The 18,551-nt window shown below is 60.6% G+C and carries 20 protein-coding genes; 8 read left to right on the top strand and 12 right to left on the bottom strand.

The window, feature by feature from the left end:
* Positions 1-325: 325 nt before the first annotated feature.
* The 5 genes from aguB to GKIL_RS12460 all read right to left on the bottom strand — a co-directional run bounded on the left by aguB (position 326) and on the right by GKIL_RS12460 (position 4,704).
* Positions 326-1,189, bottom strand: coding sequence for an N-carbamoylputrescine amidase (gene aguB, locus GKIL_RS12440; RefSeq protein WP_023173980.1), 864 nt, complete (start codon positions 1,187-1,189; stop codon positions 326-328).
* Positions 1,190-1,259: 70 nt separating this feature from the next.
* Positions 1,260-1,766, bottom strand: a complete 507-nt coding sequence (locus GKIL_RS12445; RefSeq protein WP_023173981.1) for a hypothetical protein — start codon at positions 1,764-1,766, stop codon at positions 1,260-1,262.
* A gap of 1 nt (position 1,767) precedes the next feature.
* Complete coding sequence (locus tag GKIL_RS12450) at positions 1,768-3,012, bottom strand: AAA family ATPase (protein WP_023173982.1); 1,245 nt, start codon at positions 3,010-3,012, stop codon at positions 1,768-1,770.
* Positions 3,013-3,036: 24 nt separating this feature from the next.
* Positions 3,037-4,077 (bottom strand): agmatine deiminase family protein, encoded by a 1,041-nt coding sequence (locus GKIL_RS12455; RefSeq protein ID WP_023173983.1) that lies wholly within the window; start codon positions 4,075-4,077, stop codon positions 3,037-3,039.
* A 42-nt stretch (positions 4,078-4,119) separates the two neighbouring features.
* The gene (locus GKIL_RS12460) at positions 4,120-4,704 is read right to left on the bottom strand and encodes a DUF2239 family protein (protein ID WP_023173984.1); all 585 of its coding nucleotides are present in this window, start codon (positions 4,702-4,704) and stop codon (positions 4,120-4,122) included.
* A 121-nt stretch (positions 4,705-4,825) separates the two neighbouring features.
* On the opposite strand from GKIL_RS12460, the gene GKIL_RS12465 reads away from it, so the two are divergent.
* From GKIL_RS12465 to GKIL_RS23625, 3 genes are read left to right on the top strand one after another with little or no spacing between them, the layout of a single operon-like run.
* On the top strand, positions 4,826-6,418 hold the full coding sequence (locus tag GKIL_RS12465) for an Hsp70 family protein (RefSeq protein WP_245595846.1): 1,593 nt from the start codon (positions 4,826-4,828) through the stop codon (positions 6,416-6,418).
* Between the two features lie 21 nt (positions 6,419-6,439).
* The gene (locus GKIL_RS12470) at positions 6,440-6,964 is read left to right on the top strand and encodes a GNAT family N-acetyltransferase (protein ID WP_023173986.1); all 525 of its coding nucleotides are present in this window, start codon (positions 6,440-6,442) and stop codon (positions 6,962-6,964) included.
* Positions 6,965-6,980: 16 nt separating this feature from the next.
* Positions 6,981-7,463 (top strand): GNAT family N-acetyltransferase, encoded by a 483-nt coding sequence (locus GKIL_RS23625; protein ID WP_187293810.1) that lies wholly within the window; start codon positions 6,981-6,983, stop codon positions 7,461-7,463.
* Positions 7,464-7,669: 206 nt separating this feature from the next.
* Here the strand turns inward: GKIL_RS23625 and GKIL_RS12475 are convergent, their stop codons facing one another.
* Complete coding sequence (locus GKIL_RS12475) at positions 7,670-8,692, bottom strand: ferrochelatase (protein ID WP_023173988.1); 1,023 nt, start codon at positions 8,690-8,692, stop codon at positions 7,670-7,672.
* Positions 8,693-8,762: 70 nt separating this feature from the next.
* On the opposite strand from GKIL_RS12475, the gene GKIL_RS12480 reads away from it, so the two are divergent.
* Together GKIL_RS12480 and GKIL_RS12485 are read left to right on the top strand one after the other, a co-directional pair.
* Positions 8,763-9,302: a hypothetical protein gene (locus tag GKIL_RS12480; protein ID WP_023173990.1), complete on the top strand. Its 540-nt coding sequence runs from the start codon at positions 8,763-8,765 to the stop codon at positions 9,300-9,302.
* A gap of 126 nt (positions 9,303-9,428) precedes the next feature.
* A complete protein-coding gene (locus tag GKIL_RS12485; RefSeq protein ID WP_023173991.1) occupies positions 9,429-9,833 on the top strand; it encodes a PRC-barrel domain-containing protein in 405 nt (134 codons plus the stop codon).
* Positions 9,834-9,895: 62 nt separating this feature from the next.
* Here the strand turns inward: GKIL_RS12485 and GKIL_RS12490 are convergent, their stop codons facing one another.
* The 5 genes from GKIL_RS12490 to GKIL_RS12510 all read right to left on the bottom strand — a co-directional run bounded on the left by GKIL_RS12490 (position 9,896) and on the right by GKIL_RS12510 (position 14,735).
* The gene (locus GKIL_RS12490; RefSeq protein ID WP_023173992.1) at positions 9,896-10,942 is read right to left on the bottom strand and encodes a class I SAM-dependent methyltransferase; all 1,047 of its coding nucleotides are present in this window, start codon (positions 10,940-10,942) and stop codon (positions 9,896-9,898) included.
* Between the two features lie 159 nt (positions 10,943-11,101).
* Positions 11,102-12,565: an FAD-dependent monooxygenase gene (locus tag GKIL_RS12495; protein ID WP_023173993.1), complete on the bottom strand. Its 1,464-nt coding sequence runs from the start codon at positions 12,563-12,565 to the stop codon at positions 11,102-11,104.
* 47 nt (positions 12,566-12,612) lie between these two features.
* On the bottom strand, positions 12,613-12,996 hold the full coding sequence (locus GKIL_RS12500) for a (2Fe-2S) ferredoxin domain-containing protein (RefSeq protein ID WP_023173995.1): 384 nt from the start codon (positions 12,994-12,996) through the stop codon (positions 12,613-12,615).
* Positions 12,997-13,020: 24 nt separating this feature from the next.
* Positions 13,021-13,455 carry a hypothetical protein gene (locus tag GKIL_RS12505; RefSeq protein WP_023173996.1) on the bottom strand — a complete coding sequence of 145 codons (435 nt, stop codon included), beginning with the start codon at positions 13,453-13,455 and terminating at the stop codon, positions 13,021-13,023.
* 107 nt (positions 13,456-13,562) lie between these two features.
* Positions 13,563-14,735: a hypothetical protein gene (locus GKIL_RS12510; RefSeq protein ID WP_187293811.1), complete on the bottom strand. Its 1,173-nt coding sequence runs from the start codon at positions 14,733-14,735 to the stop codon at positions 13,563-13,565.
* Here GKIL_RS12510 and GKIL_RS12515 point away from each other — a divergent pair.
* Positions 14,734-15,759, top strand: a complete 1,026-nt coding sequence (locus GKIL_RS12515) for a CobW family GTP-binding protein (protein ID WP_023173998.1) — start codon at positions 14,734-14,736, stop codon at positions 15,757-15,759. The two genes, GKIL_RS12510 and GKIL_RS12515, sit on opposite strands and share 2 nt — an antisense overlap.
* Positions 15,760-15,802: 43 nt before the next feature.
* Here the strand turns inward: GKIL_RS12515 and GKIL_RS12520 are convergent, their stop codons facing one another.
* On the bottom strand, positions 15,803-16,015 hold the full coding sequence (locus tag GKIL_RS12520; RefSeq protein ID WP_023173999.1) for a hypothetical protein: 213 nt from the start codon (positions 16,013-16,015) through the stop codon (positions 15,803-15,805).
* Between the two features lie 259 nt (positions 16,016-16,274).
* On the opposite strand from GKIL_RS12520, the gene GKIL_RS12525 reads away from it, so the two are divergent.
* Together GKIL_RS12525 and argF are read left to right on the top strand one after the other, a co-directional pair.
* Positions 16,275-17,621: a S41 family peptidase gene (locus GKIL_RS12525; protein WP_023174000.1), complete on the top strand. Its 1,347-nt coding sequence runs from the start codon at positions 16,275-16,277 to the stop codon at positions 17,619-17,621.
* Complete coding sequence (gene argF / locus GKIL_RS12530; protein WP_023174001.1) at positions 17,618-18,550, top strand: ornithine carbamoyltransferase; 933 nt, start codon at positions 17,618-17,620, stop codon at positions 18,548-18,550. The genes GKIL_RS12525 and argF overlap by 4 nt, the downstream gene beginning before the upstream one ends.
* The last annotated feature ends 1 nt before the right edge of the window (position 18,551 follow it).

The raw sequence follows: 18,551 nt of genomic DNA on the forward strand, positions 1-18,551 counted from the left end.
GGAAGGTTTCGCTCCCCCTCGGTGACTGCTAAGCGGGGGAAACGACAAAAACCCCGCACCACAGTCCCCAGACTGAACCCCACACATCTTTGACCACTCGCCTTGCTGCCGGTCGTTCTCCTTCGCTCGGCGATTCGCAGGCACAAACAGCAAAAGCACCTGCTATGGCTTGCAAGGTAGAAAGGTTTGATTTCCTTTGCCTTGCTTGTTTTCAGTATCATTGACCCGAGCAGAAGAGTACTCACACACAGGGCAGAAAGCGGCCTTGACCGAGAGATAGAATGCGAGCTACCCGCCTGCCCGCCTGAGGAGGCAGAATAGCTCCCTACTGCCCCCCGCCATCGGCGGACGACAGGATGCCGTACAGCTCTGGTCTCCGGTCGCGAAAGAAACCGAAGGAGGCGCGGTAGCGGCGCAGGGCGTCCCGATCGAAGCTGGCGACGATCACCCCTTCACCGGTGCGATCGAGTTCTGCCACCCTGTCGCCCCGGACATCGGCGATAAACGAGCTGCCGTAGAAGATCTGGCCCCCCTCGGTGCCGACCCGATTGGCCGCCACCACCGGCACGGCGTTGGCGACGGCGTGGCCGATCATCGCCCGCTGCCAGGGATCTTTTGTATCGAGATCGGGCGCTTCTGGCTCGCTACCGATCGCCGTCGGATAAAAGAGCACCTCCGCCCCCATCAGGACCATCGCCCGCGCCGCCTCCGGAAACCACTGATCCCAGCAGATGCCGACGCCAATCGTGCCATAGCGGGTTGGCCAGACTTTGAAGCCGGTGTTGCCGGGGCGAAAGTAAAACTTTTCTTCGTAGCCGGGGCCGTCGGGGATATGGCTCTTGCGATAAACGCCGAGGTTGGTGCCGTCGGCGTCGATGATTGCAATGCTGTTGTAGTGGGCCTGACCGGCCCGCTCAAAAAACGACACCGGGATAACGACGCCCAACTCGGCGGCGAGCGCCTGAAAGTAGCCGATCGTCGGATGCTCGCTCACCGGATGAGCCAGATCGAAGAAGGCGTCGCGCTCGACAGTACAAAAATAATGGTTCTCAAAAAGCTCCGAGGGCAGCACGACCTGTGCCCCCCGCGCCGCCGCCTCGCGCACGAAACCGGCGATGTGCTTGACGTTGCTTGCGGTATCGGTGGTGAGAGCCGCCTGGATAGCAGCGACAGCAATTGTAGAAGACATAAACTCACGCAAATTTTTGTCTTTGGAAATCGATTATACCAATTTGAACTCGAATAACTATCTGCACATTCTACAAGCGCCATCTTCGTAGTGGTGGCGCAGGCTGGTATGCTTTTAACCCCTTACCGCCGGTCATGATCTCTACTTCAAAACCTGCTTTTGCATAGTACTGGGCAACCTCTTTGATTGTCGCATCTCCAATTGAAAGCTTTTGTTTCGCTAACTCAGGCCAGCCCGTTGCCAGCTTTTTGAGTGCTTCGGCTTCCCACAAAGATGATTGATCTGTAAAGGCTGCCCAGGGGCTCTTTTCATCTGCTGCTGAGTGAATGATTTCAGCGAGTTTCTGTGCCAGCTCGAATCTGCTCGAAGGCAACTGCGATATAAAATTGCCCGTTTCCAGGATCGAAGCTAGAGGGAAGACCAGGGTCGTTCTCCTGTCTTTTATGGCCTCTTCAATGTGTTGCCTGACACGAGGATAGTCCCAAATATCATCGCTCTCTCCACAGGTATCTTTGCCGGGAATCGCTAACCAAACGCACAGCATTGAAGTATCGATTACTATTACTTGACCCGGCATTTCAAGATGCTTTCTCGGACAGGTTGCGCTCGATCAGTCCTTTAGAGCTAAGCTTCCCAATTGGACCTGTAGCAAGCAGCTTTGGCAAGTTCCGTACATCTTCCAAGAGTGTCAACTTGCTCTCGCCTGTGTTTGGGTCACGGTGAGAAACGACGACGAAGGGAATCATCTCAGTGCCCAGTTCATCCAAGAGTGCAGGGTTATGCGTCGTAACCAGAACATCGATCTTTCTACTCTCTCCCAGCTCTCTCAGTACCTTTAGCAGCAGATTTGAGCGCGAGGGATGCAAACCATTATCAACTTCTTCAACAACTATCTGACTGCCCTCAGGCCGCGTCAATAGTGCTGTTAAAATGGCCAGAAATCTCAATGTTCCATCTGACATTGCTCTTGCATCGATTTCAGTCGGTGGCTCCTCCGGCACCCAGGATTCACGGCAATAAAGCATCGCATCTGTTTCAAAGCGACCGACCTTCTCAGCCCAAACCTTCACAATATCCTTCTCAGGTAGTTCAGAGATATACCTGGAAAGTTCTTGCTCTACTCTTTTGCTTGTTTCCTCTGGTAGTGCAGCAAGCACTCCAGCAATGTTTGAAGCGTCACTTTGCAGTCTGTCAGACAATAACGAGTAATTGCGCATTCTAGCAGGGATAGGATCGAGGATAAAAATTTCTTGCAATGTTTGGACTACTGTTTCGATTCCAAGCGATAAATCCTTTTGCAAGGTTAATCCAGATAACTGACTTAAAATGGAAGCGGATCGTCTAAATTCTTTCTTAGAACCTCCCTTGCCGTTATACAATCTTGCCACGACACTTGGACTCGCGTGAGCGAGTTCATCTGTCCAGAACAAACGAATTTCTGATGAATGGGCTGAATGGCTCCTTTTCTTAAGCCGCGAGAGAGATTCTGCAAGCAATTGTATGTGAGGAATCGTCTCAACTGTAATCGAATACAGGTAATCTGTTCGTTCGTCCTCCCCACCAATAAGAGACTTGAGCGTAAAGCGGTCCTTTGGCTTCAATGATGCCCATTCAGCTCCTCCCCTAAGTGAAGGCATGTCAAGCTCTCCGGCAAGACAAACTTGCAGATCTTTGCTGCTGGCACTTCTATTGAGAAACTCTAGAGCATCGAGTGCGTTCGATTTGCCGCTGGCATTCGTTCCAATCAGAACCGTTAAAGGATCGATCGGCAGCTCGCCGCTGTGGAAACTTTTCCAATTCTCGAAGTAAAGTCGCTTAAGCATGGCAAAGAGGCACTACTTTACACTCTACAGCCCCGGTTGTTGTTGGGTAATGCAGTGAAAGGCACCGCCGCCACTCAAGATCGCCCGCGCCGAGAGCCCAACGGTGCGGCGGCCAGGAAAAAGGGTTCCAATTTTCTGGACGGCTTCCTCGTCGTAGGGCGAGCCGTAGGTGGGCACGACGACGGTGCGGTTGGCAATGTAGAAGTTGACATAGCTCGCGGGCATCACGGTCCCATCTTCGTCTAGAATGCGTCCTGGAGAAGGAATGCGGGCGATTTCAAGGGGCCGCTCCTGGGCGTCTCGAAAACGACTGAGTTCTTCAGCAATCGCTTCGAGCACCTCCCGGTTCGGATCGTCCGGCTCGCACGCCTCCATGCAAACGACTTTTGCTGGAGCGACGAAGCGCACCAGCGTGTCGATGTGACCGTCGGTGTGATCGTTGAGGAGTCCGCGCTCCAGCCAGAGCACCCGGCGCACGCCGAGCGCCTCCTGCAGTCCCTTTTCGATCGCAGCGGTATCCAGGCCCGGATTGCGATTGGGGTTGAGCAGACACTCGCGGGTGGTGAGGCAGGTGCCTTCGCCATCTACTTCTACCGAACCGCCCTCAAGAATCCAGGCAAATCGCCGACCCATGAGCCCGACGCGGCTGGCAATCGCTTCGGATACTTCGCTGTCGCCTGGGAGGATGTACTTGTTGCCCCAGCCATTGAAGGCGAAGCGGACAGTAGAAAGCCTGTCCTGACTATCTACGACAAAGATGGGAGCCGTGTCGCGAAGCCAGATATCACCAAAGGGGATGCGGTGAAAGCGGGCGGACAGGTCTTCGAGGGCGAGCCGGGCCTCCTGCTCCCGCTCGGCGTCGGGTACGAGGATCTCAAGCTGCTCACCCCGTCGCTCACCGGTGCGCGGGTCCGGATCGGCGATCGCCCGACAGAGGGCGGCGAACTCCTGCTGGGCCTTGGGCAACTTTTGCTCCCACAGGCTCGCGTCGCTTGGCCAGGCAAGCCAGCAGGCGGCGTGGGGCTGCCATTCGGCAGGCTGATGATAGGCGCAGGCAGCGGCCATATTCTCTCTGGAATCTCCTTTCTCAGGATGGCACGGGCCAGTCTACCCTTCGTCGCCGAAAGCGTCCGCTGCCAGCCGCTCCGCCTGATTGCGGACGTCCGGAGGCCAGGACTGGATGCACTGAACGAAGCGGCCCCGATCGCCTGCGAAGAGGGCGCGCGTCGCTTCCTCGAAGCCGGGCTGATCGCCTGCGATGGCAAGGATGAAGCGGTAGGTTGCCTCCTGGGAGCGGCGGGAGCGATCGCGCCCCGCACCAGTGCGGCGCGCTTCATCGACGAGCCTGCGCAGTGCGACCGATGCGCCGCCCGGTTGAGTGTTGAGCCATTCCCAGTGGCGCGGCAAAAGCGTTACCTCGCGCGCAATCACCCCCAGCCTCGGTCGCCCCGGACCACGGGAAACGGGCAGTTGCGCTTTTGTTTGTCCGTAGCGGGCGCGCACGTCGTCGAGGCTGCCGCGCAGGTCGAGATCGACCAGCTCGCCAGTTTCTTCGTCAAAGAGCAAGATCGAGGCGGGCACACCTTGATCGACCGCCGTCTTGACCGCCACGGCCATCTGCGGCAGTGTGCCCGCCGCAAAGCGCTCGGAGTTGGCAAACGCAACGTAGCGGGTCTGCTCGGTGTCGTTCATGGTTATGGTCCTGGGCTGAAGTCGGTCTTCTTCTATTTTATCCGGATAAAATCCGGCGTCAATCGCGGGCCGCTTGCCGGAACGGGCAGGGGGGTGCCACGATGCGATTCAGCAGAGCACTTTGAATCGATGGACCGTGTACAGTTTTGATTTTGGGACGAGCAACACCGTGGTCGCTCGCTGGAACCGGGCGCTGGGCGAGGCGGAGACGCTGGCTGTGCGCGCTTTGAGCCAGCTGGAAGCGCCCTACCTCATCCCCAGCCTGCTCTACGTCGAAGATGCTGCCCGTGGCCAGGTGCTGGTCGGCCAGGAGGTGCTTGCCCGTGGCCTCGATAACCCGGCAGATCCCCGGTTTTTCAGCAACTTCAAGCGCGGCATCGGTTCAACCGTGCAGGGCTTCATGCCCGAGATCGACGGTGTGGCGCTTGGCTTCGAGAAAGTTGGGCTCTGGTTTTTACAGCGGGTGATAAAGGCGCTGAGCGAGCAGGACGCGCCGGTGGAGGACGTGGTCTTCACTGTGCCGGTCAACAGCTTCGAGGTCTATCGGCAGTGGCTCCTCGAAAGCTCCAGCGACCTTGCGGCGGCACGTATTCAGCTTATCGACGAATCGACCGCCGCCGCCCTCGGTTACGGCCTGGAGCAGGGGGAGACGGTCCTGGTCATCGACTTTGGGGGCGGGACGCTGGATCTGTCGCTGGTGCAACCGGCGGCGATCGAGGAGGCCGCCGACGGCTTTCTCATCAAGTGGGGCCGCAAGATCTTTAGCGGCAAAGAAAAGGCCCGCACCCCGACCGCCCGCGTCCTTGCCAAGGTAGGCCGCAACCTGGGCGGGATGGACATCGACACCTGGCTTGCCGATAGCCTCGCCCGCCAGCAGAAATTGCCCAGCGGCGCTTTGCTGCAGCGGGTGGCCGAGAGGCTTAAAATCCGGCTTTCGAGTGCCGAGACGGCAACGGAAGTGTACTTCGACGAGGACAGCCTGCGCACCGCCAGGATCACCCTCGATCGCGAGCAACTGGAGGCGCTACTTACCGCGCGCGGTTTTTTTGGCCAGCTCGACGAGAGCCTGGATCAACTCCTGCAGCAGGCCCGTCGCCGCGATCTCGATATAGCGAATATCGACGCGGCAATTCTAGTAGGTGGTAGCTGCCGCATCCCGGCGGTCCAGCAGTGGGCCATCCGGCAACTGGGGGCTGAGCGGGTGCGCAGCGAACGGGTCTTCGAGGCCGTCGCCCACGGGGCGCTGAGAGTCGGGCGCGGCCTGCAGGTCGAAGATTTTCTTTACCACGGCTACGGCGTGCGCTACTGGGATCACCGCCGCTCGCGCCACGGCTGGCACCCGCTATTTAAGGCAGGCCAGGCGTATCCGACCGGCAATCCGCTGGAGCTGGTACTGGGCGCTTCGGTCTCCAACCAGCCAAATATCGAACTGGTAATCGGTGAATTGGGCGACGGCAGCGACAGCGCCGAAGTTTTCTTTGAGAACGGGCGGCTCACCCTGCGCGCCAGTACTGCCGAGCAGGCGGTCCGGCCCCTCAACGACTCCGACGAGGGCCGGGTGATTGCCCAACTGGAGCCGCCCGGCTTTCCGGGGCGCGACCGGGTAAAGGTGCAGTTGCGCATCGACGCCCAGCGCCAGCTGCGGATCACCGTCGAAGACCTCGAGACCCGGCGGACGCTGATGAGCGATCAGCCGGTCATCGAATTGCGCTAGTAGTTTGCAGGGGCGAACGCGATGAACCTGGAAGTCCACCCGCTATTGCCCGACGAGGCCGAGGCCGAACTGGACGCCCTCGCTGCGATCTTGATCGATGTCGTGGCCGGGGGCTCCTCGGTGAGCTTCGTGGCCCCCCTCTCACCCGCAAGCGCCCGCGCCTTCTGGCAAAAATTACTTCCTCCGATCCGACAGGAGCAGATCCTGCTTCTCGGTGCCCGCCGGGACGATCAACTGGTGGGCACCGTCCAGTTGCGCCTGGACACACCGCCCAACCAGCCCCACCGGGCCGAGGTGGCCAAGTTGCTCGTCCATCGTCAGGCCCGGCGGCTGGGCCTGGGCCGCCGCTTGATGGAGACGCTGGAAGTATTGGCCCGCAAGCACGGACGGCACCTGCTCACCCTCGATACCGAGTCCGGTAGTCCCGCCGAATTTCTCTACCGCTCCCTGGGCTATCAGGTATCCGGGATCATCCCGCGCTACGCCCTCTGCGCTGACGGCACCAGGCTGTGCGACACGACAATTTACTACAAGTGGCTGGAGTAAGACTGAAAACCTGCTTGTGGATGAGGCTCTTGTGGTGGTGTTCCTTTACGAAGTTCGAGAATGCCTTCCTGAAGGTTTTGAAGCTTTGCTGACTGACAGCCTTAACGATGGCTATCAGTTTCTCCAACGGCTCAAAGATGAATGGTTCTCTGGAGCGAACTGCTTTGCGCGACCTGGCGAATGTTTAAGAGCTGCTTGCGAAGAAGATCGATTGATCGGTATCGGCGGGATCAATATCGATCCTTATTTGAATGACCCGACCAGAGGCCGTATTCGACACCTTTATGTGCATTCAAACTTCCGGCGCAAAAGTGTTGCATCGCTAATTCTTAGAACCTTAGAAAAGGATGCCGTGTGCCATTTCCATACGCTGACTTTGCGCACGAACAATCCAGAAGCCGACCTGTTTTATCTGAAACTGGGTTTTCTCAGGGTTCAAGGCCATTCTTTTGTTACGCACCAAAAGGTTCTGGGGTCACTCGATCCCCGTGTTTCCTAAAGGGCAGAGATACAAAAGGGCCGCGAGGCCAATCTGGGCGGCGGCCTCACCAAGAAAGCCGGCTGTGTCTGCCGCCGGTCGAGCCGCTACGCCAGAGCGGATCCCATCATCACTGACATTCAACCGTGGAGTGAACCAATGATGAGGTGCATTGGGCCGATTGCTCAGGGCGGCAGTCTGACTATGTCGCTTCTTAACTGGACCCTTCACCCCCGGCTCGCGACGGCGGGGATGCTTCGCTCTGTGAGCAGTTCTTCGACCAGTGGCGCTACCCAACCGGCGGCGGCCTCTAAAAAAGCCGGGTCGTCGTTGAGGCAGTCCAGGCGCGTGCAGGGGATAGCTTTTTGCTCGAAGCGCTGCATGATCGCCTCGACATCGAGGATCGTCTCGTGATTCTCTGTGACAAAGCCGATCGGGCAGAAGACCAGAGTGCCGGCTCCGATCGCAAGCAGGTTGCGCGCCGCCTGGGCCACGTCGGGGATCGTCCAGCGGCCCGGTGTCTCGTGGTTGAGCCAGCCGATCGACACGAGCGGATAGCGGCAGATCAGTCGTTCGCGCACCCGCTCGTAGAGAAACTGACTCTCCTCGATACCGGTGGTAAAACCGTTGGCTTCGCACGGGCAGCCGTGGTTGATGAGCACCACGCCGATGCGCGAGGGCTGGTGCCGGGCGCTGAGCCGGGCGAGATGGCTCTCGATGTGGCCTGCGAGGCGAGTGTGGTAATCCGCCTTGTCATAAAACGAGGGCAAATAGCGCAGGTGATCCACCCAGCGCTCCTCGGCGGCGAGGGCTTCGTTTATTTGTTGCAGCGCCAGGCCGCTCGTAAAGATTGAATCGACGACCAGAAGCGGATAGACGAGTAGACGCCGAAAACCCTGGGCGCGGATGCGGGCAAGCACCTGATCGGGCAGATCGCCCTCGCAGAAGTTGAACGTCTTGAAGACCCTCACCCGTTCACCGAAGCGGCTGTGCAACTGCGCTTCGATTCCGGCGCGCTGGGCTTCAAAGAAGGCGTTGTGGGGCGAACGAAAGTTATCGCGTCCAGCCCACTCCTTTGTGTCCTTGCGCGCCAGGGTTCTGGCGAGCAGGCGAAAACCGAATTCGGGAATTTTGAGAAACTTGGCCGCCAACAGCCGGAGCGCCAGCTCGTTGTAGGAGGCAAAATCGCGGTACTGCTCGACCTCACCGTAGCCGACCAGCAAAACAGCCACCCGCTCGTGATTGTCCAATGAATCCCTCTTGAATCGCTGTCAGTCGTCCTCCAGGTTACTATCCCCAGAGGAGGGATTGGTCCGCCAGATGCCAGAAAAACTGCTCCTCGTCGTTCCTGGAGACCAGAGTTCTGCTCTAAAGCGCTGGGCGACAGAGCAATTTTGCGCAGCGCTGGCGGTGCCGTACCGTTGCCTGCCTGCCTGCAAAGCGCCCTACTTACCGGGGGCGATTCGTTCACTGATTGCCGAAGCCGGGTGTCCGGTTTTGATCGTTGCCTTCAGCGCCGGGGTGGTCGGTGTGGCGGCGGCCCTGGGTGCGGACTGGCCGCGCCGCAAACGTATCCAGATCGAGGCGGTAATCGCGATCGACGGCTGGCTGGTGCCCCTGTTTCACCAGCTACCTGTCTACCGGATGAGCCACGACGACTTTACCCACCGAACCTGCCGGCCCTTCGGCGGCATGAACCGAAGCAACTTCTGGGCCGATCCTGCTGTGCCGCACCTGGAACTGTGGGCCGCCCCCAACCGTACCCAGGGCTGGCAGGAGGATCACCGCAGCGGTGAGCGCACGCGCACCACTGCCCTCGGCTTTCTTGCCGCCCGCCTGGCAGAGCATGGTTTCTTGTAAAAAAATTGCAAAGCAAACACCAGTTCCACTGCGGGGTTCGTTCCTGTTGCCGCTCCTGACCCGGCAAAAGGCGATCCGACTTTTAGAGTTCGGGTATACCTTTGTACCAGAGCGGAGGAATATCGAATGAAAGCGCCAATAACTGCAAGCTTGATTGCTGCGCTGATGCTGAGCGGCCCTGTTCTGGCTCAAAGCAACACTGCACCGGTGGCGGGCGGAGAGTTGATCGGTGTCCAGACGAGCGCTGAAGTGCTGCTGGCGACAGGCTACCGGGCCTCGAAGCTGCTCGGTGCCACCGTCGTCAACACCAAGGGCGATAAAGTCGGCAAGGTAGAGGACTTTCTTGTCAGCCCCAAAGAAAAGGTGACCGTGGCCATTCTCGATGTCGGCGGTTTTTTGGGTATCGGCGCTCACCGGGTCGCGATCGCTGCCGATCGATTAGAAGTGGCACCTAAGGGCGAGAAGGTGGTTCTGCCTGGAGCGACCAAGGATGCCCTCAAGGCGCTGCCTGAATTCAAATGGGCCAGATAGGCTAAAGCCGTGCGCTACCGAAGCTCTGGGCAAGGGCTTCGGAAGAGTCTGACCCGCTCGTTTTATTTGCGCGCCTCAAAGACGAGGTTGAAGGGCGTGGAGGCTGCCCGACGAAAATGGCTGAAACCGGCCTGCGCAAAAATGTCCCGCAGCCGGGCCTCTCCGGCCTGGGCACCCAGGGCGAGGCCGACTTCCTGAGATAGCGAGTTGGGGGTGCAGACGAACGTTGAAACCGCGTAGTACATCCGACCAACCGGGTTGGTGTTCTCCTCAAGCTGGTCGCCCGCGAAAGGTTCCACCAGCAGAACCGTTCCATCCGGCTTCAAAGTCCGGTGCGCGTGCTGAGCTGCCCCCAGAGGATCGCCCAGATCGTGCAGACAGTCAAAAAAGCAGATCAGATCGTAGCTTTGATCGGCGTAGTCCTTGGCTGTCGCCTGCTCGAAGGATACCCGCTCGGCCACCCCACCGTCGGCGGCCCGTTGCTTCGCTGTGGCAATAGAAGGGCCGTGGTAGTCGAAGCCAAAAAAGTGGGTTGCCGGGTAGGACTGCGCCATCAGCACCGTCGATGCCCCGTGTCCGCAGCCTATATCCGCCACTACAGCGCCAGCTTCCAGCTTGGGAACCACACCTTCGAGGCTGGGCAGCCATTCGGCCACCAGATGGGAGCGGTAGCCGGGCCGGAAGAAGCGCTCGGTGCCCTTGAACATACAGGGGTGGTGCTCTCCCCAGGCAAGGCCGCCGTCGCCGCGCATCGCAGCGACGATCTTGTCCTTGTCGAGATACAGGGCCGCGAGCACCACCGCTCCGCCCGCCACGTAGACCGGCGAATCCTCGATCGCGAGCGCCAGTGCCTGCTCCGGCGGCAAACGAAAACGTCCCTCCTCGTGCTCCAGATAACCCGCCGCCGCGTTGGCGCTCAGCCACTCCCGCACCAACCGGGCGTTGCAGCCGGTCGCACCCGCAAGTTGCTCAGGGGTCAGCGCAAGGCCGTCGGCCATAGCGCGGTACAATCCCAGTTCTTCGCCGAGAATAACGTTTGCCATCATCGCTGCACCGCCCATATCGGCAACCAGCCGGCCCATAAATGCGTGCAGTTTGGCCTCATCCATGACCTGCGCCCCTCCAAGATCGGGTTTATCGATCTCGTAGGTCGCTGGAGCTTCTGTTATGCGTCTCTTGCAAAGTTCTGGAGTGTACAGGCCGTCGTAGCCCGCCGGATTACAACGCTCAAAGACACTCCCGGCAGGGTGATCCTCCAAGCCGGTGTGCTAAGCCGCAGCGGGCGGTCCGAACCAGGTGGCCAGTGCGTCAGCGAGGCCCAGGCCAGTTGCGTCTCCCACCCAGGCCACATACCCGTCGGGTCGAATCAGCACGGCGGCGGGAGCAGTGACCGCCTCGACGACCGGCAGCTCCCACGTACCGGCGTACCTGGCGTCGATTGAGCGAACCCGACCTGACCAGGGAGCAAGGTCGAGGCTGCCGGGCTCACCGAGGTTGAGAAACACTGGCCGGGCATCGTGCAGCAGAGTGAAGACCCGCAGCGGGCCGTCGGCACTCACCAGATCGAGATCCGGCATCCGGCGTCCGAGCAGCGGATGCCCTGCGCCGAGGTCGTAATGAATGCCCAGGCCGGACATCTCTGCAGCCAACCGTCTGCGGGGCTCCTCCATGCTGAGGAACTCGCAAACGTAGTCGCTCAGAGCTTTGGTGCGGTCGTCTGGGCGGCGAAGCGCGATCTGCGCCATCGTGTTGCGCAGCAACCGAGCAGCGACCGGGTGGCGCTCGGCGTGATAGGTATCGAGGAGGCTCGCCGGTGCTGTCCGCTTTACTACCTGGGCGAGCTTCCATCCCAGATTCACCGCATCCTGCACGCCGATGTTGAGGCCCTGTCCACCCAGCGGAGGGTGGACGTGGGCAGCGTCGCCCGCCAGCAGAATCCGTCTGTCGCGGTAGGCTGCAGCCTGCCGGGTTCTGTCGGTGAACCTGGAGATCCAGGTGGGGCTGTGGATTCCGTAATCGGTTCCGTATATGGCGATGAGCGCCTCGCGAAGATCGATCAAGGTGGGCTCGGTCACAGCTCCTATCTGCTCCTCCAGCACGATCCGCACCCGGTCTCCGTCCTCCGCCCTGCCGATTGCATGGGTACCACGGGCGTCGTGGCGAAAACCCCAGGCCGGCTCCTCGACCACCTCGACCTCGGCGATGAGCCAGCTCGTCGTCGGGTCCCATCCCAAAAACTCGATGCCGGCTGCCTTGCGGATCAGGCTGCGTCCTCCGTCGCACCCGACGAGATAATCCGCCCGCAACGACCGGCCACAGGACAGTTCAACCTCGACAACGGCGGCGTCCTGCCCGAAACCTGTCACTTCCCGTCCCCGATAGATTGGTACCGCCAGCTCGCCCACCCAGCCCGCCAGGATGCGCTCGATGTGTTTTTGCCCGAGCCCGAGCAGATAGTTATGCCGGGTGGGAAAGTCGCTGATGTCCAGAGAATGTCCGGCGAACCGCACGACCGGATAGACCGTTCCCTGGGAGAGGAACCGATCCGCGATCCCGCGTTGATCGAAAACCTCGATGGTGCGGGTGTGCAGGCCGCCTGCGCGTGCGCCGACGAGATCCTGATCGGTGCGCCGCTCGACAATGGCGACATCGACGCCCGCCAGCGCCAGTTCGCCCGCCAGCATCAGCCCTGTCGGACCTCCTCCGGCGATCACCACTGCATGTTCAGCCATAGCCGCCCTCCAGGCCAGAACCTTGTGCTTATTTGGCTCGGTCAACTCTAGTTGGACGCGGAACCCTGTTCGATGAGGGGGTTGGTGGCAAACAAAAATTCTGCCACCGGTTTGCCGCCCAGCAGGTGCTCCTGCAATACCCGCTCCAGCACCTCAGCCGTAGCGTTGCGGTACCAGTAACCGCCGGGATAGACCAGCAGAATCGGACCGTCCTGGCAGACGCGCAGGCAGTTGGCCTTGGTGCGGAAGATCGCCACCCCGCCCCGGTCCAGCCCCAGTTCTTTGAGGCGGCTTTTAAGATAATTCCAGGCTTCCAGACCGACAGCCTTCTCGCAGCAGAGGGGTTTGCTCTGATCGGCGCACAAAAGAAGATGCCACTTGTACTGGCCGATAGCGAGTTCTGCAGCGACGGCGGCAAGATCCTGACTCATGCTCCGGGGATGGAACGACTGGATCTAGCGTATCCGCACCGGCGAGCGGGAGGGGGTGAGCGGCTGGGGAGCGCAGAAGGTAGGCAGGCCCCCGTTGCCGCCCGCCCGCGAGAGCAGCACGAACAGCACCAACAGCAACCCGGCATAGAGCAACTGGATGAGGCCCACCGGAACGGAGGGCAGCGCCAGGGCCGTACAGCGCGAGACCAGCCAGCCGGCCTCACCGATAGCGACCCCCAGCCAGAGCAACCGGGCCACGAAGCTGCCCATCTGGATCATCGCTGAGCTGACGGCGATGACCAGGATCATCCGGTCGAGGTACTGCCAGACGCTCGCCCCATTCAAAGTCAGGCTCAGCACCACGCACAGCAGAGCGTAGACAGCGACGTGCAGCAGGATCGCGAGCCAGGAGAGGCTCAAACAGCGCCACTGGGCAGCCAGAAGACTACGAAAACCCATCAACCACTCCGGGAGGCAACCTGCAATCCAGCGTCTCGCCCGCTGGGCGAGTTCAGCATCTTAAGGGCAATGGTACCTCCTGGATCGGCCTCTGACACACAATCGCTCTAACGCACCCCGGACAGTATGGCCTCGGCGATAATTCCGGCTCCCGGTGCGGCTAAGGGCGGCCTGCGGCCCAGGGAACCGTCTAGAAAGTCCCAGGGCTGCTCGAAAAAGTCGGTGTTGCTCAGGATGCGGCAATCGAGGTGACGGCACAGGGCGGCAATCAGCAACTCCGCTTCGGCAAAACCGGGCCGATCCAGCGAGACAACCGGCAGGCCGAGGGCGCAGCATTCGGCGACGGTGCTGTAACCCGGCTTGATGAGGGCCAGATCGGCGGCTGTCAATAGTTCGATGAGCCGCCAGGCTCCAGGTTCGACCGTCGTCACGTTGGGCAGGTTCTCCGGCGCGGTGGCGGTGACGACGAACTGCCAGTCGGGATGCTCCACTACCCGTGCAGCCGGAAACCCCCCCAGCCCCAGCCCACCAAAGGTCATCAGCGCCATCGGTTGCCGGGCTGACAAACCCAGAGCCCTGCGCACTGCATCTCGATCGAAGCGCGCCTCGTTCACCACCAGCGGCACCGGTACGATCGGGTCGAAGGCGGTCATCGGCTCGGCGAAGGGCAGTTCAAAGAGCCCCGAGTAGTGGCGGTAGAGCGCTGCTGATCGCTCCGCCAGCGGCCTGAAGGCTTCTTCCAGATTTCGGTAGATAAAATCCCAGCCGAAGTTGCTCATCCCCCACACAGGCCGGAAAGTGTCGGCGAGCCTTCCAGCCAGCGGCGGAATGTCGGCGAGCACTGCGTCGAACTTCTCGTGAGCCAGCCAGTCGCGCTCCGAGGCCACCAGGCGATCAGCGCACTGTTCGAGCAGGTGGTAGCGCTCGATCGTGGCGGCAGTATCGGTCGTAAAGCTGTCGGATTGGACCAGCCCGACATCGAGGCGGACGCTGCGCCGCTCGATAGCGCTTCCCAGATGCACGTCGATGAGCCAGTCTGGAACGTGGGAGTTCAGCACCAGCCGCGCCTGCGGCTCGCGCGAACGAATCTGAGCGGCAACCGCCAGCAGGCGGGTGGTGTGGCCGAAGGCGTGGGCGGAGCTATACAGGCAGAGCTTGAGCGGCACGACAGTACGGAGGCAGCTGTCCTTAGCGTAGTGGCTGCCGGAGGCTGGATCGCGCTGCGGTGCATACTGGAAGGAGAGCGAAGCGAACGGTATTCGTTTAAGGAAGCTATTCATGCAGACAAAGGAACGCGGCCTGCCGGTCACGGTGATCACGGGCTTTCTCGGCAGTGGCAAGACGACGCTGGTCAACCACATTCTGCGCAACAACCAGGGCCTCAAGACAGCGGTGATCGTCAACGAATTTGGCGACATCGGCATCGACGGCGAACTGATCGTCTCCACCGACGAGGACATGGTAGAGCTGGACAACGGCTGCATCTGCTGCACCGTGCGCGACGACCTGGTGCAGGCGACGCTGCGCATTCTCGAACGCGATCAGAAGGTTGACTATCTCATCGTCGAGACAACCGGCCTCGCGGACCCGCTGCCGGTGGCGACGACGTTTTTAAGCCCGGAGTTGCGCAACTTCACCCGCCTCGACGGGATCATCAGCGTCGTCGATGCCGAGAATTTTGCTCCGACCCTGTTCAACTCCGAGACCGCCGCCAATCAGATCGCTTACTCCGACATCGTCTTGCTGAACAAGACCGACTGCGTGCAGCCGGAGGTGCTCGAACGCCTCGAAAGCCAGATCCGCGAACTCAAAGAAGATGGTCCCATCCTGCGCACCGCGTACGGCAACGTCGATCTGCGCCTCATCCTCGATGTGGGCGCTTTCAGGCTCGACGAGCAGTTCGATGCAGAGCCCGAGCACGTCCACGGCCCCGACTGCGGCCACGATCATCACGATCATGCGCACCACGACCATCACGACCACCACGACCACGACCACGACCACGCGCACCACAACCACATCGAGGCAGAAGGCTTTATCTCCATTTCTGTACAGGCAGAGCGGCCCCTGGTTGCCAAAAAATTCGAGCAGTTTCTCAAAAATCTGCCGGAAGGCGTCTTCCGGGGCAAGGGCATCCTCTGGCTCGCCGAGTCGCCCGAGAAGATTATCTTTCACCTCGTCGGCAGCCGCATCCGCATCGACCGCGAACCCTGGGAAGGCAGCCATAAAAATCAGGCCGTCTTCATCGGCAAGGACTTCGACCGCGAAGCGCTCAAAACCCTCTGGCAGGAGTGCCTGACTTAAGCGACCCTTCACAACAGCCGGTCAGCTTTTTTGGTCGCCGGGCTTATTCCTGGCTCGGCACCTGGAGAATACAGCCCTCGTATTGCCAGTGATCGCCCCGGTACTCCAGTTCGTACTGCACCGGCACGCAGGCGACGTATTCGGGATAGGCATAGGATGCGCCGCGATAGCGCAGGCCCATCGGTCGCAGCGGTGGCCGGGGATGGGCATATATTTGCGGATCCACCGCAACGCCACGGTAGAACATCTGGGACATCTCGGATCTTCCTGGTGAGGGTGAATAGCACTTTCTCCTGATCGAATGTACCACCCCATACACAGGAAGGGAAACGTTTTCGTATCAAGAGTTACTAAACTCCTAAATTTTTCCGAAATCCTGCAAAAAGCCTGACGCAGGGTGGTTGACAGACAGAAAAAATTTGTTCTACCGCCGCCTGTTGGGATACAGAACTGACGAAAGTGCGTGCTAAAGTGTCCCTACCGATTGAGTAGACCACCCGAAACTGCACGCCTCTATGAAAAAGTCAAATCTGCTGTTTTCTGCCGGTACCGCCACAGTCGTTGTTCTTGGCCTGCTGGTGGCCTCGGACGTGCCAAGTTGGGCAAATTTTAGTGACACGGCCAACAAGGAGATCATCGACGAAGTCTGGCAGGTGATCGCTCGCGAATATGTCGATACAACTTACAATAAACAGGACTGGCAGCAGATGCGCCAGAAGTACCTGGGCAAAGATTATAAAACCCGCGAGGACGCCTACAAGGGCGCGAAGGAGATGCTCAAGAGCCTGGGGGATCCGTACACCCGGTTTATGGAACCCAAGCAGTACGAGAGCATGAAAGTCGAGACCAGCGGTGAGTTTCAGGGCGTGGGTATTCAGCTTGGCCTCGATGCCAAGTCCCACGAATTGACGGTGGTTGCCCCGATTGCCGAGACGCCCGCTTACCTGGCCGGGGTCAAGCCAAAGGACGTGCTCGTGTCGATCGATGGCCGGGCTGCTAAGGGCATGGACATCGACCAGGCCGTCAACCTGATTCGCGGCAGGGCCGGCACGACTGTGAACCTCACCTTTCGCCGCGACGACAAGCTCTTGCCCTTGGCTCTGGTGCGCCAGCGCATCGAACTCAAGCCGGTAACGGCAGCCCTGCACACCGAAGGGGGCCAGCGCATCGGCTACATTCGCCTTTCGCAGTTCAACGCCTACGCAGCCAAAGACATGAGCCAGGCGGTGGCAAAATTTGTCAAAGACGGCGTAGATGGCTTCATCCTCGATCTGCGCAGCAACCCCGGCGGGCTCCTGTACGCCAGCGCCGACATTGCCCGGATCTGGCTTTCTGACGGCACGATCGTCTCGACGGTCGATCGCGACGGCCAGCGCGAGCGGCTGGCAGTCACCCGCCCGGCCATCACCAACAAGCCCCTGGTGGTGCTGGTCGATGGCGGCTCCGCCTCAGCCAGTGAGATCTTGAGCGGGGCGCTGCAGGATCACCACCGCGCCCTGCTGGTGGGCACCAAGACCTTCGGCAAGGGCCTGGTGCAGTCGGTGCATTCGCTCTCCGACGGTTCGGGGATGGCGGTGACGATCGCCCACTACCAGACGCCTGCGGGCCGGGACATCAACAAAAAAGGCATCGAACCCGACATCAAAGTCGAGATGAGCAAGGAGGTGGCCAAAAACCTCAAGCTCGAACAGATCGGCACCACCGCCGATCCGCAGTACGCGAGGGCCGTCGATGTGCTCAACCGCCAGATCGCCGGAATGCCCGTCACCCCAGATCAGCCCCTTGCCACGACGCCGGTGACGGGCGAGCAGACTCCGGTTGCCAGCGACAGCCAGCCGCAGACGCCCGTCGCTTCCCCATGAACGTTCTGGGCGGGGCCGTTCGTTTTGGGCCGGACCTGTTGAGCCTCGACGACCTCGACGAGAGCCAGATCCTGGCGCTGCTCGATTTTGCCGGTCGGCTCAAAGCCGGTCGTCAGGTGGCGAGCCTGCAGGGCAAGGTGCTCGGGCTGGTCTTTCTCAAAGCCTCGACCCGCACGCGGGTGTCTTTTTCGGTTGCCATGTACCAGTTGGGCGGCCAGGTCATCGATCTGAGTCCCAACACCACCCAGGTCGGACGGGGCGAACCCGTGCGCGACACCGCCCGCGTCCTCAGCCGCTACGTCGATGGACTCGCCATCCGCACCTTCGCCCAGGCAGAACTGGAAGAGTACGCCCGCTACGCCGACATTCCGGTGATCAACGCCCTCACCGACTACGAGCACCCCTGCCAGGTGCTCGCCGACTTGCTCACGATCGAAGAACACCTGGGCACATTTGCCGCTCTCAAACTTGCCTACATCGGCGACGGCAACAACGTCGCCCACTCGCTGCTGTTGGGCTGCGTCAAGGTGGGCCTCTCGGTGGCGATCGCCGCTCCCGATGGCTATACTCCCGAGAGGGCGGTGGTCGAGCGCGCTCGCGCCATCGCAGCCCGCACCGGGGCAACGGTCGAAATCCTCGCCGATCCCGCCCAGGCCGTGCGGGGGGCACACGTGCTCTACACCGATGTCTGGACGAGCATGGGCCAGGAGGAGGAAGCGCGCCGCCGCCGCGCCCTCTTTGCGCCCTACCAGATCGATGATCGCCTGCTGCGCCTCGCCCACCCCAAGGCGATCGTCCTGCACTGCCTGCCTGCCCATCGGGGAGAAGAAATCACCGAACAGGTCATCGAAGGGCCCCACGCCCGCATCTGGGATCAGGCCGAGAACCGCCTGCACGCTCAGAAGGCGGTGCTGGCGGCTCTGCTATAGA

The organism is Gloeobacter kilaueensis JS1 (assembly GCF_000484535.1).
GTDB classification, from domain to species: domain Bacteria; phylum Cyanobacteriota; class Cyanobacteriia; order Gloeobacterales; family Gloeobacteraceae; genus Gloeobacter; species Gloeobacter kilaueensis.

What these genes read in the sequence shown, in the direction of transcription:
- aguB (WP_023173980.1), bottom strand. Translation starts at nt 1,189, where the DNA reads ATGTCTTCTACAATTGCTGTCGCTGCTATCCAGGCGGCTCTCACCACC.
- GKIL_RS12445 (WP_023173981.1), bottom strand. Translation starts at nt 1,766, where the DNA reads ATGCCGGGTCAAGTAATAGTAATCGATACTTCAATGCTGTGCGTTTGG.
- GKIL_RS12450 (WP_023173982.1), bottom strand. Translation starts at nt 3,012, where the DNA reads ATGCTTAAGCGACTTTACTTCGAGAATTGGAAAAGTTTCCACAGCGGC.
- GKIL_RS12455 (WP_023173983.1), bottom strand. Translation starts at nt 4,077, where the DNA reads ATGGCCGCTGCCTGCGCCTATCATCAGCCTGCCGAATGGCAGCCCCAC.
- GKIL_RS12460 (WP_023173984.1), bottom strand. Translation starts at nt 4,704, where the DNA reads ATGAACGACACCGAGCAGACCCGCTACGTTGCGTTTGCCAACTCCGAG.
- GKIL_RS12470 (WP_023173986.1), top strand. Translation starts at nt 6,440, where the DNA reads ATGAACCTGGAAGTCCACCCGCTATTGCCCGACGAGGCCGAGGCCGAA.
- GKIL_RS12480 (WP_023173990.1), top strand. Translation starts at nt 8,763, where the DNA reads ATGCCAGAAAAACTGCTCCTCGTCGTTCCTGGAGACCAGAGTTCTGCT.
- GKIL_RS12485 (WP_023173991.1), top strand. Translation starts at nt 9,429, where the DNA reads ATGAAAGCGCCAATAACTGCAAGCTTGATTGCTGCGCTGATGCTGAGC.
- GKIL_RS12490 (WP_023173992.1), bottom strand. Translation starts at nt 10,942, where the DNA reads ATGGATGAGGCCAAACTGCACGCATTTATGGGCCGGCTGGTTGCCGAT.
- GKIL_RS12495 (WP_023173993.1), bottom strand. Translation starts at nt 12,565, where the DNA reads ATGGCTGAACATGCAGTGGTGATCGCCGGAGGAGGTCCGACAGGGCTG.
- GKIL_RS12500 (WP_023173995.1), bottom strand. Translation starts at nt 12,996, where the DNA reads ATGAGTCAGGATCTTGCCGCCGTCGCTGCAGAACTCGCTATCGGCCAG.
- GKIL_RS12505 (WP_023173996.1), bottom strand. Translation starts at nt 13,455, where the DNA reads ATGGGTTTTCGTAGTCTTCTGGCTGCCCAGTGGCGCTGTTTGAGCCTC.
- GKIL_RS12515 (WP_023173998.1), top strand. Translation starts at nt 14,734, where the DNA reads ATGCAGACAAAGGAACGCGGCCTGCCGGTCACGGTGATCACGGGCTTT.
- GKIL_RS12510 (WP_187293811.1), bottom strand. Translation starts at nt 14,735, where the DNA reads ATGAATAGCTTCCTTAAACGAATACCGTTCGCTTCGCTCTCCTTCCAG.
- GKIL_RS12520 (WP_023173999.1), bottom strand. Translation starts at nt 16,015, where the DNA reads ATGTCCCAGATGTTCTACCGTGGCGTTGCGGTGGATCCGCAAATATAT.
- GKIL_RS12525 (WP_023174000.1), top strand. Translation starts at nt 16,275, where the DNA reads ATGAAAAAGTCAAATCTGCTGTTTTCTGCCGGTACCGCCACAGTCGTT.
- argF (WP_023174001.1), top strand. Translation starts at nt 17,618, where the DNA reads ATGAACGTTCTGGGCGGGGCCGTTCGTTTTGGGCCGGACCTGTTGAGC.